Source organism: Microbacterium sp. NPDC008134, from assembly GCF_042957055.1.
In the GTDB taxonomy this organism is placed as follows: Bacteria; Actinomycetota; Actinomycetes; order Actinomycetales; family Microbacteriaceae; genus Microbacterium.
Genome location: NZ_JBIBHO010000005.1, coordinates 110,617 through 123,964 on the forward strand (window position 1 = coordinate 110,617; position 13,348 = coordinate 123,964).

Consider the following 13,348-nt stretch of genomic DNA (forward strand, 5'->3'; position numbering starts at 1 on the left):
CGGCCGGTTGCAGAGGGGGATGAATGACGTCGCACTCTCCGTCCTCGACCTCGTGCCCGTGCGCACCGGTCAGACCAGCGCCGAGGCCATCCGTGCCTCGCTCTCGCTCGCCGAGATCGCCGACCGGCTGGGCTATCGCCGCTACTGGTTCGCCGAGCACCACAACATGCCGGCCGTGGCATCCACCACTCCCCCGGTGCTGATCGCCGCCGCCGCGACCCGCACCTCCAGCGTCCGGCTCGGCTCGGGTGGTGTCATGCTGCCGAATCACGCGCCGCTCATCGTCGCCGAGCAGTTCGCCGCCCTCGCCGCCATCGCTCCTGGTCGCATCGACCTCGGCCTCGGCCGCGCGCCCGGCAGCGACCCCGTGATCACGCAACTGCTGCGCGGCTCGGGCGTCACGAGCGACGTCGAGCAGTTCCCCCGTCACGTGCAGGACATCGCTGCGCTCGTGTCGAACGAGGGCGCGACCGTGCGCTTCACCTCCGGCGGCGAGTACACCGTGCGCGCGACGCCGGCGGCGACCGACGCCCCCGAGGTGTGGCTGCTCGGGTCGAGCGACTACTCGGCGCAGCTCGCGGCATCCCACGGCCTGCCGTACGTGTTCGCCAACCACTTCTCGGGCGAGGGTCTCGAGCGCGCGCTCGACCTGTACCGCACCAACTACCAGCCGAGCGAGGAGCACCCAACCCCGCGCACGTTCCTGACGGTCAACGCGGTCGCGTCACCGACGGTCGAGGAGGCCGAGGCTCGCGCGTTGCCGCAGTTGCGCATGATGTCGCGGCTGCGTCTGAACAAGCCGCTCATCGCGCTCGAAACGGTCGAGGAGGCGCTGGGCGCCGAATCGGATGCCGCGACCGACCAGGTCGTGCAGGCCGCCCGCTCGCGCTGGTTCGTGGGAACGGGCGAGTCCGTCGCCGCCGAGGTGCGCGAGTTCGCCCGCCGGTGGGGCGTCGACGAGGTCATGCTCTCCCCCGTGGCCGGCGCCTACGAGTCCGAGCCCGCGGACTCGGCGACCGGTCGCGCGCAGACCCTGGAGCTCGTCGCCGCGGCGCTGTAGACACGCGCGACGAGAGGCCTGGCGAACGGGCCCCCGCGGGCGTAACCTCAGCGCAGGAGAGGAGTTCACCGATGAACACCACACTCGCGCTCTGGGTCGCGTACGGCAGGAACGGCGTGGTCGGAAGCATCCGCCATGACGACGACGGCTACCAGGTGACGATGGCGGGGGCCGATGCCTCGGCCGGCACCTACCCGTCGCTCACCGTAGCGAAGAGCGCGCTGTATTCGCTCATGTCTCCCGGCAGCGACTGGCCGAACTTCCGCGAGCACTGACAGTTCCGCGAGCAATGAGTGGCTCCCGCGGGGCGCGCTCAGGCCTCGGGCTCTCCGGAGACGATGCCGCGCAGCCAGTCGCGCGCCTCGACGAACACGTCGTCGGCGTAGCGATCCGGGTAGTGCACGATCTGACGATCGGCGCGCGGGTACGACCCGAGGAACACGACGCGGGGGCTGAAGCGACGGATGCCGAGCAGCGCATCCGCCATGCGTTCGTGCTCGATGTGGCCGTCGGCGTCGATGACGAAGCGGTAGCGGCCGAGCTCGTCGCCGATCGGGCGGGATTCGATGAGCGAGAGGTTGATGCCGCGGGTCGAGAACTGCTCGAGCATCTCGAGGAGGGACCCCGGGTGGTCGTGCGGCAGCTCGACGATGAGCGAGGTCTTGTCGGCGCCGGTCGGCGCGGGCGGCGCGGTCGTCCGCGAGACGAGCACGAAGCGGGTGACGGCGTTCATGTTGTCGCCGATGCCGGAGGCGAGCACGTCGACGTCGTAGTGGTTGACGATGCCGGGGGCGGCGATCGCGGCCTGGGCGGGCAGGCTGCCGTCGAGCACACCGATCGCCGAGGCGACGTTGCTGGATGCCGGGACGTGCGAGTGCGCGGGGATGTTCTGACCGAGCCATCCGTGGCACTGGGCGTAGGCGACCGGGTGCGCGGCGATGACCGAGACATCCTCGAGCTTCGTGCCTCGCGGGGCGACGAGCACGAAGTTCACCTTCACGAGGTACTCGCCGATGATGCGCAGGCCCGGGAGTGTGGCGAGGGCGTCCTGCGTGGTGGAGACGCCACCCTCGATCGAGTTCTCGATCGCGATCATCGCGGCGTCGCTGCGGCCCTCGAGCACGTCGGCGAGCGCCTCGCCGACGTTGTGCACGGCCCGCCACTGCTGGCCACGGGCCTCGGCGACCTGGTCGAGCGCCGCCTCCGTGAAGGTTCCTGCGGGTCCCAGATAGCTGTAGGTGCGGCGTTCGGTCACGCGTTTCACCTTATCCCTCTGCGTCAATGCCCCGACCCGAAGTTTCGTCGCGGGCCGGATCGGTGCAGACTGATCTCATGACGAGCCGTGCCGGCCTCCCCGCGGAGGAAAGTGACCTCATCGATGTCGACGAGCTGATCGCCGCCTACTACGATCGCATCCCGCGCCCGGATGTCGTGGCGGAGCGCGTCGCGTTCGGCACCAGCGGCCATCGCGGGTCATCGCTGAGCGGCAGCTTCAACGAGGTGCACATCCTCGCCACCACGCAGGCGATCGTCGACTACCGCGCGGACCAGGGCATCACCGGGCCGCTCTTCCTCGGGCGCGACACGCACGCCCTGTCGCTGCCCGCCGAGCGCAGCGCGATCGAGGTGCTCGTCGCGAACGGCGTCGACGTGCGCGTCGACTCCCGCGACTCGTGGGTACCGACCCCGGCGCTCAGCCACGCGATCCTCACCTACAACCGCGCCCTCCGACAGGCTCAGGGGTCGGCGGAAGCGGACGGCAACGCCGGCCGCGCCGACGGCATCGTCGTGACCCCCTCGCACAACCCGCCCCGCGACGGCGGGTTCAAGTACAATCCGCCGCACGGCGGCCCGGCCGACACCGACGCGACCGGCTGGATCGCCGACCGCGCGAACAAGCTCATCGAGGCGAACCTCGAGGGCGTCAAGCGCGTGCGCTTCGCCGACCTCGACGCCGACACCATCGGCACGTACGACTTCCGCGACGGCTACGTGCGCGACCTCGCCTCGATCATCGACGTCGAGGCGATCCGCCGTGCCGGTGTGCGCATCGGCGCCGACCCGTTGGGCGGAGCATCCGTCGAGTACTGGGCGCTCATCAAGGAGGTCTTCGACCTCGACCTCACCGTCGTGAACCCCGAGGTCGACCCGACGTGGCGCTTCATGACGCTGGACTGGGACGAGAAGATCCGCATGGATCCGTCGTCGCCCTCGGCCATGGCCTCGCTCGTCGCCAAGAAGGGCGACTTCGATGTACTCACCGGCAACGACGCGGACGCCGACCGCCACGGCATCGTGACCCCGGATGCCGGTCTCATGAATCCGAACCACTACCTCGCCGTCGCGATCGACTACCTGTTCTCACACCGCACGGACTGGCCGCGGGATGCCGCGATCGGCAAGACGCTCGTGTCGTCGATGATCATCGACCGGGTCGCCGAGTCGCTCGGCCGTCGCCTGCTGGAGGTTCCGGTCGGGTTCAAGTGGTTCGTTCCCGGTCTACTCGACGGCTCGGTCGCCTTCGGCGGCGAGGAGTCTGCGGGAGCATCGTTCCTGCGCTTCGACGGCTCGGTGTGGTCGACCGACAAGGACGGCATCCTGCTGTGCCTGCTGGCTGCCGAGATCATCGCCGTGACGGGCAAGACCCCGTCGGAGCGCTACGCCGAGCTCGAGCAGGCGTTCGGGGCGTCGGCCTACCAGCGGGTGGATGCTCCGGCCACGCCCGAGCAGAAGGCGACGCTCGCGAAGCTGGCGCCCGAGTCGGTGTCGGCGACCACCCTGGCCGGCGAGGAGATCACCGCGAAGCTCTCGCACGCGCCCGGCAACGGTGCGGCGATCGGTGGCCTGAAGGTGCAGACCGAGCACGCGTGGTTCGCAGCGCGCCCCTCGGGCACGGAAGACGTCTACAAGCTGTACGCCGAGAGCCTGCGCGGCCCCGAGCACCTCGCCGAGGTGCAGGCCGAGGCACGCGCCGTGGTGTCGGCGGCGCTGGGGGCGTAGACCGTCAGCGCGCCTCGGTGCTGGCGCGGATCACCAGGGACGTGGGGATGACCGACGTCGACGGTGTCGACGCGTCAAGGTCGGCATCCGCATCCGGCATTCCCTCGATCTCGGCGACGAGCGCGGCGACCGCGCGGTCGGCGAGGGCCGTGAAGTCCTGGCGGATCGTGGTGAGCGGCGGGCGGTAGTTCGCGGCATCCGGCACGTCGTCGAAGCCGACCACCGCGACGTCCGCCGGCACGTGACGGCCTGCGTCTTCGAGCGCGCGCACGAGTCCGAGCGCCATCTGGTCGTTCGCGCAGAAGATCGCGGATGCCGCGGCCAGCGCTCCCGCGGCGGCGTGCCCCGAGTCCGACGACCAGTCGCCACGCACGACGGCGGGCGGGCGGATGCCGTGGGCGACGAGCGTCTCGCGCCAGCCCCGTTCGCGCTCGGCGGCGGCGAAGGAGTCGGCGGGGCCCGCGAGGTGGTGCACCGTCTCGTGGCCGAGGTCGAGGAGGTGCCGGGTGGCGGCGGCCGCGCCGCCGGCGTGGTCGCTGTGCACGGCGCGAAGGTCACCATCGGCCACGGCGTCGACGACGACGAGGCGCAGCCCTGCCGGGCGGGCGGCGGCGGGAACAAGCGCGGAAGCCTCGTTCAGCACGATCGCGCCGTCGACCTCCTGCTCGGCGAGGCGGTCGAAGGCGGCGTCGAGTCCGGTGTCTCCGTCGGATGCCGCGGCCGCCGTGACCACCGTGAGGGCGTACCCGCGGTCTGCGGCCGCCTCGGCGGTGGCCTGCAGCATCCGCGAGTTGCCGACCGTGGCGAGCGTCGTCACGACCAGGCCCACGGTCTGCGAACGCCCGGTGCGCAGCGCGCGGGCGGCACGGTGCGGACGGTAGCCGAGGTCGGCCATAGCCTGCTCGACGCGCGCGCGGGTGGCGGGATCGACGCGCGGGCTGTCGTTCACGACGCGCGAGACGGTCTGCCCCGAGACCCCGGCACGGGCGGCGACCATCGCCATCGAGACGCGGCCCGAGGGGGTGCGGGCAGAGGCGGCGGGATCGGTCACCCCTCCATGTTGACGTAATCATGGCCGCGGATCTACCATGTTTACGTGAACATGCCTGAATCCACCGGCCACGCATCCACCGGCCACGCATCCACCGGCCACGCCGTCGCCGACCTGCGCACGTCGACCCTGAGCGCCGGCATCGTCAAGCGCGCGACGCTGCTCGCCGACGGCCGCGACATCGTCTACTACGACGACCCCGACACGACGCTCGGAGCCGAGCGCGCCGTCGACGCCCGCACGCTCGACCCGCGCCCCGCCACCGCCACGATGCGGCAGGACGTGCTCACGGGCGACTGGATCACCGTCGCCGCCAACCGGCAGAACCGCGTGATGATGCCCAGTGCCGACGCCGACCCGCTCGCCCCGCAGACCCCGACCAACCCGTCGGAGGTGCCCTCGCGCTACGACGTCGCCGTGTTCGAGAACCGCTCCCCCGCGTTCGGTCCCGCCCTGGCCGAGGCCGTCGGCACCGCCCCCGCGGCGAACGACGCCCCGCGCGGCCTCGACGACCTCGACGCCCTCGGACTCGGCCGCACGCGCACGTCGGTCGGCCGCTGCGAGGTCGTGTGCTTCAGCCCCGAGCACTCCGGATCGTTCGGCACCCAGTCGGTCACCCGCGCCCGCACCGTGATCGAAGCCTGGGCCGACCGCACCGCCGCCCTCTCGCAGCTGCCCGGCATCCAGCAGATCTTCCCGTTCGAGAACCGCGGCGAGGCGATCGGCGTCACGCTTCCCCACCCACACGGTCAGATCTACGCGTACCCGTACGTCACCCCGCGCACGGCGAAGCTTCTCGATTCGATCGACCGCACGGCCCCCGACCTGTTCGCGCGCATCCTCGAGTTCGAGCAGGCATCCGAGCGGGTCGTCTTCCGCGGCGAGCACTGGACCGCCTTCGTGCCCTTCGCCGCGCGCTGGCCCCTCGAGGTGCACCTGATGCCGAACCGCCACGTGCCCGATTTCGCCGCCACCACCGAAGCCGAGCGCGACGAGCTCGCTCCGCTCTACCTGCGGCTGCTGCGCGGCGTCGACGCCCTCTACGACACCCCCACCCCCTACATCGCCGCCTGGCACCAGGCCCCGGTGAACGTCGGCCGCGACACCGTGCGTCTGCACCTGCAGCTCACGAGTCCGCGCCGCGCCGCCGACAAGCTCAAGTTCCTCGCCGGCTCCGAGGCCGCGATGTGGGCCTGGGCCGCCGAGGTCACCCCCGAGCAGGGGGCGGCCCGCATCCGCGACGCGATCGCTGCTGCGGATGCCGCAGTCACGGCATCCGGCACGGCATCCGCCACCGGTACCACCTCCGAGGAGACCCCCGCATGACCACCGCTCAGGATGCCGCCCGCGCGCTGTTCGCCGACCTGACCGACCGCACGCCCGACGGCGTCTGGTCGGCCCCGGGACGCGTCAACCTCATCGGCGAGCACACCGACTACAACGAGGGCTTCGTGCTGCCGTTCGCGATCCCGCACCGCACAGTCGCCGCCGTCGGGCTGCGCGACGACGCGCGCATCCGCGTCGCCTCGACGTTCGCCGACGAGACGGTCGAGGTCGGGCTGGACGAGTTGGACGGACTGTTCCCGACCCTTCGACAGGCTCAGGGACCCAATGGGGACGAGCCTCAGGGACCCAGTGGGGACGAGCCTCAGGGACCCAGTGGCGAAGCATCCGGGGTTCCCGAGTGGGCGGCGTATCCGCTCGGCGTCGCCTGGGCGCTGCGTCTCGCGGCCCCTGAGGGCGCGTTCCGCGGGGTCGACATCGCGATCGCGTCCGACGTGCCCGTGGGCGCGGGACTCTCGTCGTCGGCGGCGATCGAGGGAGCGACCGCGACCGCCCTCAACGATCTCTGGCACACCGGTCTCGACCGCACCGCGCTCGCCCGCGTCGGCCGGCGCGCCGAGAACGAAGCCGTCGGCGCGCCCACCGGCATCATGGACCAGATGGCGTCGATGCTCGGCGAACCGGATGCCGCGATCTTCCTCGACTGCCGCTCGCTCGAAGCGCAGCTCGTCACGGTCGGCGTCGCCGAAGCCGGCCTCGCGATCCTCGTCATGGACACGCGCGTCAAGCACGCCCACTCCACGGGCGGGTACGGCGAGCGCCGTGCCTCGTGCGAGCTGGGCGCGCAGATCATGGGCGTGCCGAGCCTGCGCGACGTCTCGGTCGCCGACCTCCCGCGCGCCGAAGAGCTCATGGACGACGTGACCTTCCGCCGCGTGCGCCACATCGTCACCGAGAACCAGCGCGTGCTCGACACCGTGCGCGTACTGCGCGAGCAGGGTGCCCGCGCGATCGGCGATCTGCTGGTCGCCTCGCACGCCTCGATGCGCGACGACTTCGAGATCTCGGTCGCCGAGCTCGACACGGCCGTCGAAGCGGCGCTGTCCGCCGGTGCGCTCGGCGCGCGCATGACCGGTGGCGGTTTCGGCGGCGCGGCCATCGCTCTGATCGAGCAGGATGCCGTGGCCACGGTGTCGGATGCCGTGACCGCCGCGTTCGCCGAGGCGGGCTTCACCGCCCCGCACCTGTTCACGGTCGTGCCCGCGGCCGGCGCGCACCGCGACGCGTGACGGCGGCGCCCTTCATCATCGCGGCGCCCTTCATCATCGCGGCGCCCTTCATCATGGCGGCGCCAGTCCTAATCATGGCGGCGCCGCAGCACACAGCATCCGCCTGAGAGAATCGAACCCGGAGTCGCGCGGCAGGCGCGGCCGGAGAGGAACGCAATGTCCTGGATCGTCACCGGCGGCGCCGGCTACATCGGCTCGCACGTCGTCCGCGCCCTCGCGGATGCCGGACTCACCCCGGTCGTGCTCGACGACCTGTCGAGCGGTGTCGCCTCGTTCGTCCCGGAGGGCGTGCCGTTCGTCCAGGGCAGCATTCTCGACCGCGAGCTCGTCGAGAAGGCACTGCGCGATCACGACGCCCAGGGCGTCATCCACGTCGCCGGGTACAAGTACGCCGGCGTCTCGGTGCAGCGCCCGCTGCACACCTACGCGCAGAACGTCGAGGGCACGCGCGTGATCCTCGAGGCGATGGAGGCCGCGGGCGTCGCGAACATCGTGTTCTCGTCATCGGCGGCCGTCTACGGGACCCCCGACGTCGCGCTCGTCGTCGAGGACACCGCCAAGAAGCCCGCGAGCCCTTACGGCGAATCGAAGCTCATCGGCGAGTGGCTGCTGCGCGACCAAGCCGTCGCCACGGCCGAGTCGGAGCGCCCGCTGCGGCACACCTCGCTGCGCTACTTCAACGTCGTCGGATCGGCCGACCCGACGGTCTACGACGTGAGCCCGCACAACCTCTTCCCGATCGTGTTCGAGGCACTGCTCGACGAACGCACGCCGCGCATCAACGGCGACGACTACGACACCGAAGACGGCACCAACGTGCGCGACTACGTGCACGTGGGCGACATCGCCGCCGCGCACGTCGCCGCCGCCCAGCGTCTCGCCGCCGGAGAACCGATCGAGGCCGCGTACAACCTCGGCTCGGGCGACGGCCTCAGCGTGAAGCAGATCATGGACGCGATGGTGCGCGTCACCGGCGTCGACTTCACGCCCGAGATCGGCCCCCGCCGCGCGGGCGACCCCGACCGCATCGTCGCCGACGGCACCCTCGCCGCGCGCGACCTCGACTGGCGGATGCGGTACTCGGTGGACGAAATGGTGCGCACGGGCTGGGAGGCTCGGCGGGGCTCTTCGTCTTCGTAGGTCTCGTGGGGCGGGCGCAGGGATGCCGCCTTCGCTCGCAGAACGGGCGCCCTCCCCGCAAGCGGGTCCCCTCCCGATGCTCGCGCCGGCGGCATCCCTGCGCCCGCCGGTTTCGTGGACGGTGGGAGTGCCCCGCTCCCTTGTGCGGGCATACGGAGGTGACGGGATAGCGGGTGCGTGGGGGCGGCGCGGGGTCAGTCGGCAGGAGTGTCGGCCGCGAGGTCGCGGGAGCGGATGGGGTAGAGGAAGAAGCAGATCCAGGCGAGGGTGATGAACCCCACCGGGACGACGGCGAGCATCAGGCGGATGCCGCCGTCGACGGTGCCGGGCTGCGCATCGCCGAGCGTGGCGTCGAACCCGGATGCCGTGAGCACCCACGCCGCGACGACCGCCTGCAGCACGACCGAGCCGCGCACGATGAAGCCGTTCACGCCGAAGTACGCGCCCTCGCGACGATGCCCGGTGCGCGCGGCATCCTCGTCGATGATCTGAGCCAGCACGACCTCGAGCAGCTGCAGCAGCCCGCCGACGCCGATCCCGACGGCGACGCCCACGAGGGCGGCGGCGAGGATACCGGTGGGTGCCAGGAAGCCGAGCACCGACAGGCCGTACACGGCGACGCTCCACAGCAGTGCGGTGCGCGGGCTGGTGCGGCGCACGACCGCGCTCCACAGCACGATCGAGGGGATCGCCGTCACGAAGATCGCGCCGAGCAGGATGCTGCCCTCGCCCTCGGGGGCACCCAGCGAATAGCGCACGTAGAACGGCAGGGCGGCCAGGATCACGGCGATCGCCGTCTGGATGAACAGCGAGCCGATCACGTAGGGGACGAAGGCGCGGTTCGCGAAGGTGTATCGCATCTGCATCCCGAACGGCAACGGCGCGGCGACGGACGCCTCGGGCACCCGCCTCTCGACCATGCCGCCGGCGAACGACCAGACGAGGAAGGCGAGGCAGACCGCGCCGAGCACGATCGCCATTCCGGGCCAGCCGATCGGCGACGCGTAGAGCAGAGGTGCGCCGGCGGTGCCGAGGATCATGCCGAGGATCGCGAAGATCTGGCGAGGCACGTTGCCGCGAGCGCGCTCGTCGGTGGTGCGGAAGATCTCGGGGAAGAGGGCCGAGATGTTGAGCACCACGACCACGTACGCGATGTCGTACACCGCCACGACCACGAGGAACCAGACGATGAGGCCCGCGGCGGGCAGCTCCGGCGGCATCCACACCAGCGCGAACGCGACGACCAGCGGCACGATCCCGAGCCCGATCCACGGGATGCGGCGCCCCCACGGGGTGCGCAGTCGGTCGGAGATCGCGCCGACGAACGGGTTGAGCACCGCATTCAGGATGCCGTGGGCGATCATCGCCGCCGCCACCCACCCCGCCGGCACCGCGAGGTGCGACACGTAGAAGTAGACGATGAACGCGGAGAAGGTCTGCGCCATAAGCTGCGTCGGGAACCCGGAGGCGCCGAAGGCGATCGACTGCGCCCGGGTGGGGGCGGAGTCGAGGCGTCGGTCGCGCAGGCGCTCGGTGAAGGTGGTCATCGTGCGGTTCCTCTCTGCAGGTCGCGCAGCTCCCGCCAACCGATGCGTACGAGGCCTTCGTCTTCAATGGTCTGGAGCACGACGGGATCGGCGAGCAACTGCCGCTCGTATTCGCGCTTGGGCGAGGCGAAGTCGACGGCGGCTCGCAGCTCCTCCCCATCGACCATCGGATGCAGGTAGATCTCGGTGATCCCTTCGGGAACGGCGCGCAGCAGAGCGAGGAAGCCGTCGCGCATCTGCTCGTACGTCTCCTCCTCCGCCGTGCCCTCGCCGAGGAGTTCGAAGGGGTGCGACCACAGCCGGTCGATGATCTCGACACCGAGTGCATCGGCCGCAGCGGCGGCGCGCGCGAGCTTGTCGCGCAGCTCGGCAGCCGATTCCGCGCCATCCATGTGCCGGGGAAGACGGAACGGGAGCCCGTTCGCGGCGGCCAGCGCGAACACCTGCTCGAGGAAATCGCGACCGGTCGCGAGCCCGTAGACCGACCCCATGTGGTTGTCGAGGTGGGTGACGTCGACGCCCGCGTCGAGCGCGGTGCGCAGCTGCGCGGCGATCTCGGCGGCGACCTCGTCATACTCCGCTCGGGTCTCCACCGCCACGACGTCGACCGGGAAGAACCCGTCGCCGTCGACGAGCGACGGGGCGGCCGTGAGCGGTCGCCAGCGGTAGCGGGTCCACTCGCTCGTGAGCACCAGGTGCACGCCGACGTCGAGGTCGGTGCGGGATGCCGCGAACGCGAACGCCTCCGGCGACCACGAGCACGGCACCATGATCGTCGCGGAGTCGACGTGTCCGGCATCCAGCAGCTCGGCGATCGCGACATTCGCCGCATGGCACATGCCGAAGTCGTCGGCGTTGAGGATGATGGCGCGGGTGCCGGGCGCGTGGCCCAGCCGTTCGATGAGGTCGGAGGGTGCGGTCATCGTCGGATCCTGTCGGGAGTGCCGGTCACCGGCCGGGCTTGTCGGGTGTGGTGAGGACGCGGGCGAAGAGCGTGGCGCGCAGAGCGGATGCCGCTTCGCCGACCGCGCCGACGAGCGGCGCCTCGGGGCCGAAGCTCGACACGACGAACCGCAGCGGGAGGCGGGTCGAGTACTGCTCGGCGACCTGGTGGATCACGTCGACGAGCACGGGGTGCGCCGCCTGGCCGCTGAGGATGAACGCTTCGGGGTCGAGCACGAGACCGATGCTGCCGGCGACGAGCGCGAGGCGCTTGCCGAGCTCGATCGCCATCTGCATCGCGGCCTCGTCTCCGGCGGCTGCGGCGTCGAGGTGCTCGTCGAGGGTCGCATGCTGGTCGCGGCCGTTGATGAGGGCGAGGTCGGCGACGACCTGGTCGTTCGCGACGGGGGCGCCGACGGGAAGAGGAGTCTGCGGCAGGTACATGACCTCTCCGGCAACGCCGGAGAAGCCGCGGTGCAGGGCACCATCGATCACGGTTCCCGCTCCGAGCCCCTCGTCGAGCAGCAGCAGCGAGAAGCTCGACAGCTCGGCGCCCGCGCCGTCGGTGAGTTCGGCGAGCGCGGCGAGGTTGACGTCGTTTTCGATGCGCACCGGGCAGCCGAGGCGATCGGTGAGCGCCGCGCGGAACGCACCGCCGTCGGGGCCCTGGTCGTTGCGGATGCTGCCGTCGGAGGTCACGATTCCCGGCACGCCGATCACGACGAGGTGCAGGGGACCTGCGACGGTCGCGTTGCAGCGATCGATGAGCGACGCGATGTGCGCGACCCGGGTCTCGTTGTCGTCCTTGCGGGGGAAGTCGCCGTGCGCCTCCGCGCGGATGGCGCCGGTCGCGTCGACGAGCACGACGTGCGCCGCGCGGTGGTCGACGTGCACGGCGGCGGCGAAGCCGAGATTCGGATGCAGACCGACCTTGCCCGCGGCCGGTCCGCGCGCGCTGCGGTCGACGCCGTCGGGGGCGACCGCACCGGCGGTCTCGAGCATGCGCAGCACCTGCGACACGGCGGTGCGTGACAGCCCGGTCGCCTCCATCAGGTCGGTGCGCGTCTGCGGCCCTTCGCTGGCGAGGGTCTCGAGGATCGCGCGCCCGTTGATCGAGCGCAACAGTGTCTGCGGTCCAGCGAGGGGCCTGCTCATCGCGCTCCGGTCGGTCTTCCTGTGCGGGGTCGGTGCCGCGGCGGCCCGTACCGTGGTGGGTGCATGTCGTGGTGTCGTGCGTGTGTCGTGCGGTGTTGTGCTGTGCATGCTGTGCGTGGTTCGCTGCGCATGCTGTGCATGGCATGCGTGGCATGCGTGCCGATTCCCCCATCGGCTCCATCGAGCATGGCATACCGGAGACCCGCAGGTCGACACTTCGTGTCGCATTCGGATGCATGCAGAACTCTCCGCTGCGTGGAGCGTCCTGCGGTGGGTCGTGCTGCGGTGGGTCGTGCTGCGGTCCGGCGGCGCTCGCGACTGGTCCTGCCGTGGTCGCGCGTGATTCAGCCGCGGTCGCGAGCGGTTCCACAGCGGTCGTAGATGGTTCCGCCGCGGATCGCGGGCGGTCCAGCTCAGCTCGCGAACGGTCCAGCCCAGGTCCCGAACGGTCCAGCTGTGTTCCCGAGCGGCCCAGCCGTGGTCGCGAGCGGCCCAGCCGTGGTCGCGAGCGGTTCCTGGCGGTCACAGGTGGTTCCGCCGCGAGTCACGGGCGGTCCTGCTGTAGTCACGGGCGGTCCTGCTGTGGTCACTGATCGTCCTGCTGTGGCCACTGGTGGTTCCGCTTTAGCGGTCACGGCCGAGCGATCACGCCGTGGCCGCGCACCGTCATGCATGGATCGTCCGATAGGCAGGAGGTTTGCTGGTGCTAGCGCTGGCCGTGGCCGTGGCGCTGGTGCTGGTGCTGGTGCTGGTGCTGGTGCTGGTGCTGGTGCTGGTGCTGGTGCTGGTGCTGGTGCTCGTGCGTACCCGGTGCCTCTTCGATGGTGTGGTGGGTCGTGTGGTGGGTTGGGGTGTTCTCCAGCGTTGGTGGGGGTCCCAC

At 71.1% G+C, this 13,348-nt stretch carries 12 protein-coding genes; 7 read left to right on the forward strand and 5 right to left on the reverse strand.

Going from position 1 to position 13,348, the window contains the following annotated elements:
* Positions 1–19: 19 nt before the first annotated feature.
* Together ACFY9N_RS17165 and ACFY9N_RS17170 are read left to right on the forward strand one after the other, a co-directional pair.
* The gene (locus ACFY9N_RS17165) at positions 20–1,060 is read left to right on the forward strand and encodes an LLM class flavin-dependent oxidoreductase (RefSeq protein WP_391480152.1); all 1,041 of its coding nucleotides are present in this window, start codon (positions 20–22) and stop codon (positions 1,058–1,060) included.
* Between the two features lie 71 nt (positions 1,061–1,131).
* Positions 1,132–1,335 (forward strand): methyltransferase, encoded by a 204-nt coding sequence (locus ACFY9N_RS17170; RefSeq protein ID WP_391480154.1) that lies wholly within the window; start codon positions 1,132–1,134, stop codon positions 1,333–1,335.
* A gap of 38 nt (positions 1,336–1,373) precedes the next feature.
* Here ACFY9N_RS17170 and pheA read toward each other — a convergent pair whose 3' ends face one another.
* Positions 1,374–2,324 (reverse strand): prephenate dehydratase, encoded by a 951-nt coding sequence (gene pheA, locus ACFY9N_RS17175; RefSeq protein ID WP_391480155.1) that lies wholly within the window; start codon positions 2,322–2,324, stop codon positions 1,374–1,376.
* Positions 2,325–2,392: 68 nt separating this feature from the next.
* Here pheA and pgm point away from each other — a divergent pair, with 68 nt between their 5' ends.
* A complete protein-coding gene (gene pgm / locus ACFY9N_RS17180; RefSeq protein WP_391480156.1) occupies positions 2,393–4,060 on the forward strand; it encodes a phosphoglucomutase (alpha-D-glucose-1,6-bisphosphate-dependent) in 1,668 nt (555 codons plus the stop codon).
* 4 nt (positions 4,061–4,064) lie between these two features.
* Here the strand turns inward: pgm and ACFY9N_RS17185 are convergent, their stop codons facing one another.
* On the reverse strand, positions 4,065–5,063 hold the full coding sequence (locus ACFY9N_RS17185) for a LacI family DNA-binding transcriptional regulator (protein WP_391480171.1): 999 nt from the start codon (positions 5,061–5,063) through the stop codon (positions 4,065–4,067).
* A gap of 99 nt (positions 5,064–5,162) precedes the next feature.
* On the opposite strand from ACFY9N_RS17185, the gene galT reads away from it, so the two are divergent.
* The 3 genes from galT (at position 5,163) to galE (ending at position 8,824) form a co-directional block, all read left to right on the forward strand.
* Positions 5,163–6,437: a galactose-1-phosphate uridylyltransferase gene (gene galT, locus ACFY9N_RS17190; RefSeq protein WP_391480172.1), complete on the forward strand. Its 1,275-nt coding sequence runs from the start codon at positions 5,163–5,165 to the stop codon at positions 6,435–6,437.
* The gene (gene galK / locus ACFY9N_RS17195) at positions 6,434–7,684 is read left to right on the forward strand and encodes a galactokinase (protein ID WP_391480158.1); all 1,251 of its coding nucleotides are present in this window, start codon (positions 6,434–6,436) and stop codon (positions 7,682–7,684) included. Before galT ends, galK begins: the two co-directional genes overlap by 4 nt.
* A 156-nt stretch (positions 7,685–7,840) precedes the next feature.
* A complete protein-coding gene (gene galE / locus ACFY9N_RS17200; RefSeq protein WP_391480159.1) occupies positions 7,841–8,824 on the forward strand; it encodes a UDP-glucose 4-epimerase GalE in 984 nt (327 codons plus the stop codon).
* 194 nt (positions 8,825–9,018) lie between these two features.
* Here the strand turns inward: galE and ACFY9N_RS17205 are convergent, their stop codons facing one another.
* The 3 genes from ACFY9N_RS17205 to ACFY9N_RS17215 are packed head-to-tail and all read right to left on the reverse strand — an operon-like array spanning position 9,019 to position 12,468.
* A complete protein-coding gene (locus ACFY9N_RS17205; RefSeq protein WP_391480161.1) occupies positions 9,019–10,371 on the reverse strand; it encodes an MFS transporter in 1,353 nt (450 codons plus the stop codon).
* On the reverse strand, positions 10,368–11,294 hold the full coding sequence (locus ACFY9N_RS17210; protein WP_391480162.1) for a polysaccharide deacetylase family protein: 927 nt from the start codon (positions 11,292–11,294) through the stop codon (positions 10,368–10,370). Before ACFY9N_RS17210 ends, ACFY9N_RS17205 begins: the two co-directional genes overlap by 4 nt.
* 25 nt (positions 11,295–11,319) lie before the next feature.
* Complete coding sequence (locus tag ACFY9N_RS17215) at positions 11,320–12,468, reverse strand: ROK family protein (RefSeq protein ID WP_391480163.1); 1,149 nt, start codon at positions 12,466–12,468, stop codon at positions 11,320–11,322.
* 697 nt (positions 12,469–13,165) lie between these two features.
* On the opposite strand from ACFY9N_RS17215, the gene ACFY9N_RS17220 reads away from it, so the two are divergent.
* A partial coding sequence (locus tag ACFY9N_RS17220; protein ID WP_391480165.1) for a hypothetical protein occupies positions 13,166–13,348 on the forward strand: 183 nt, incomplete at its 3' end.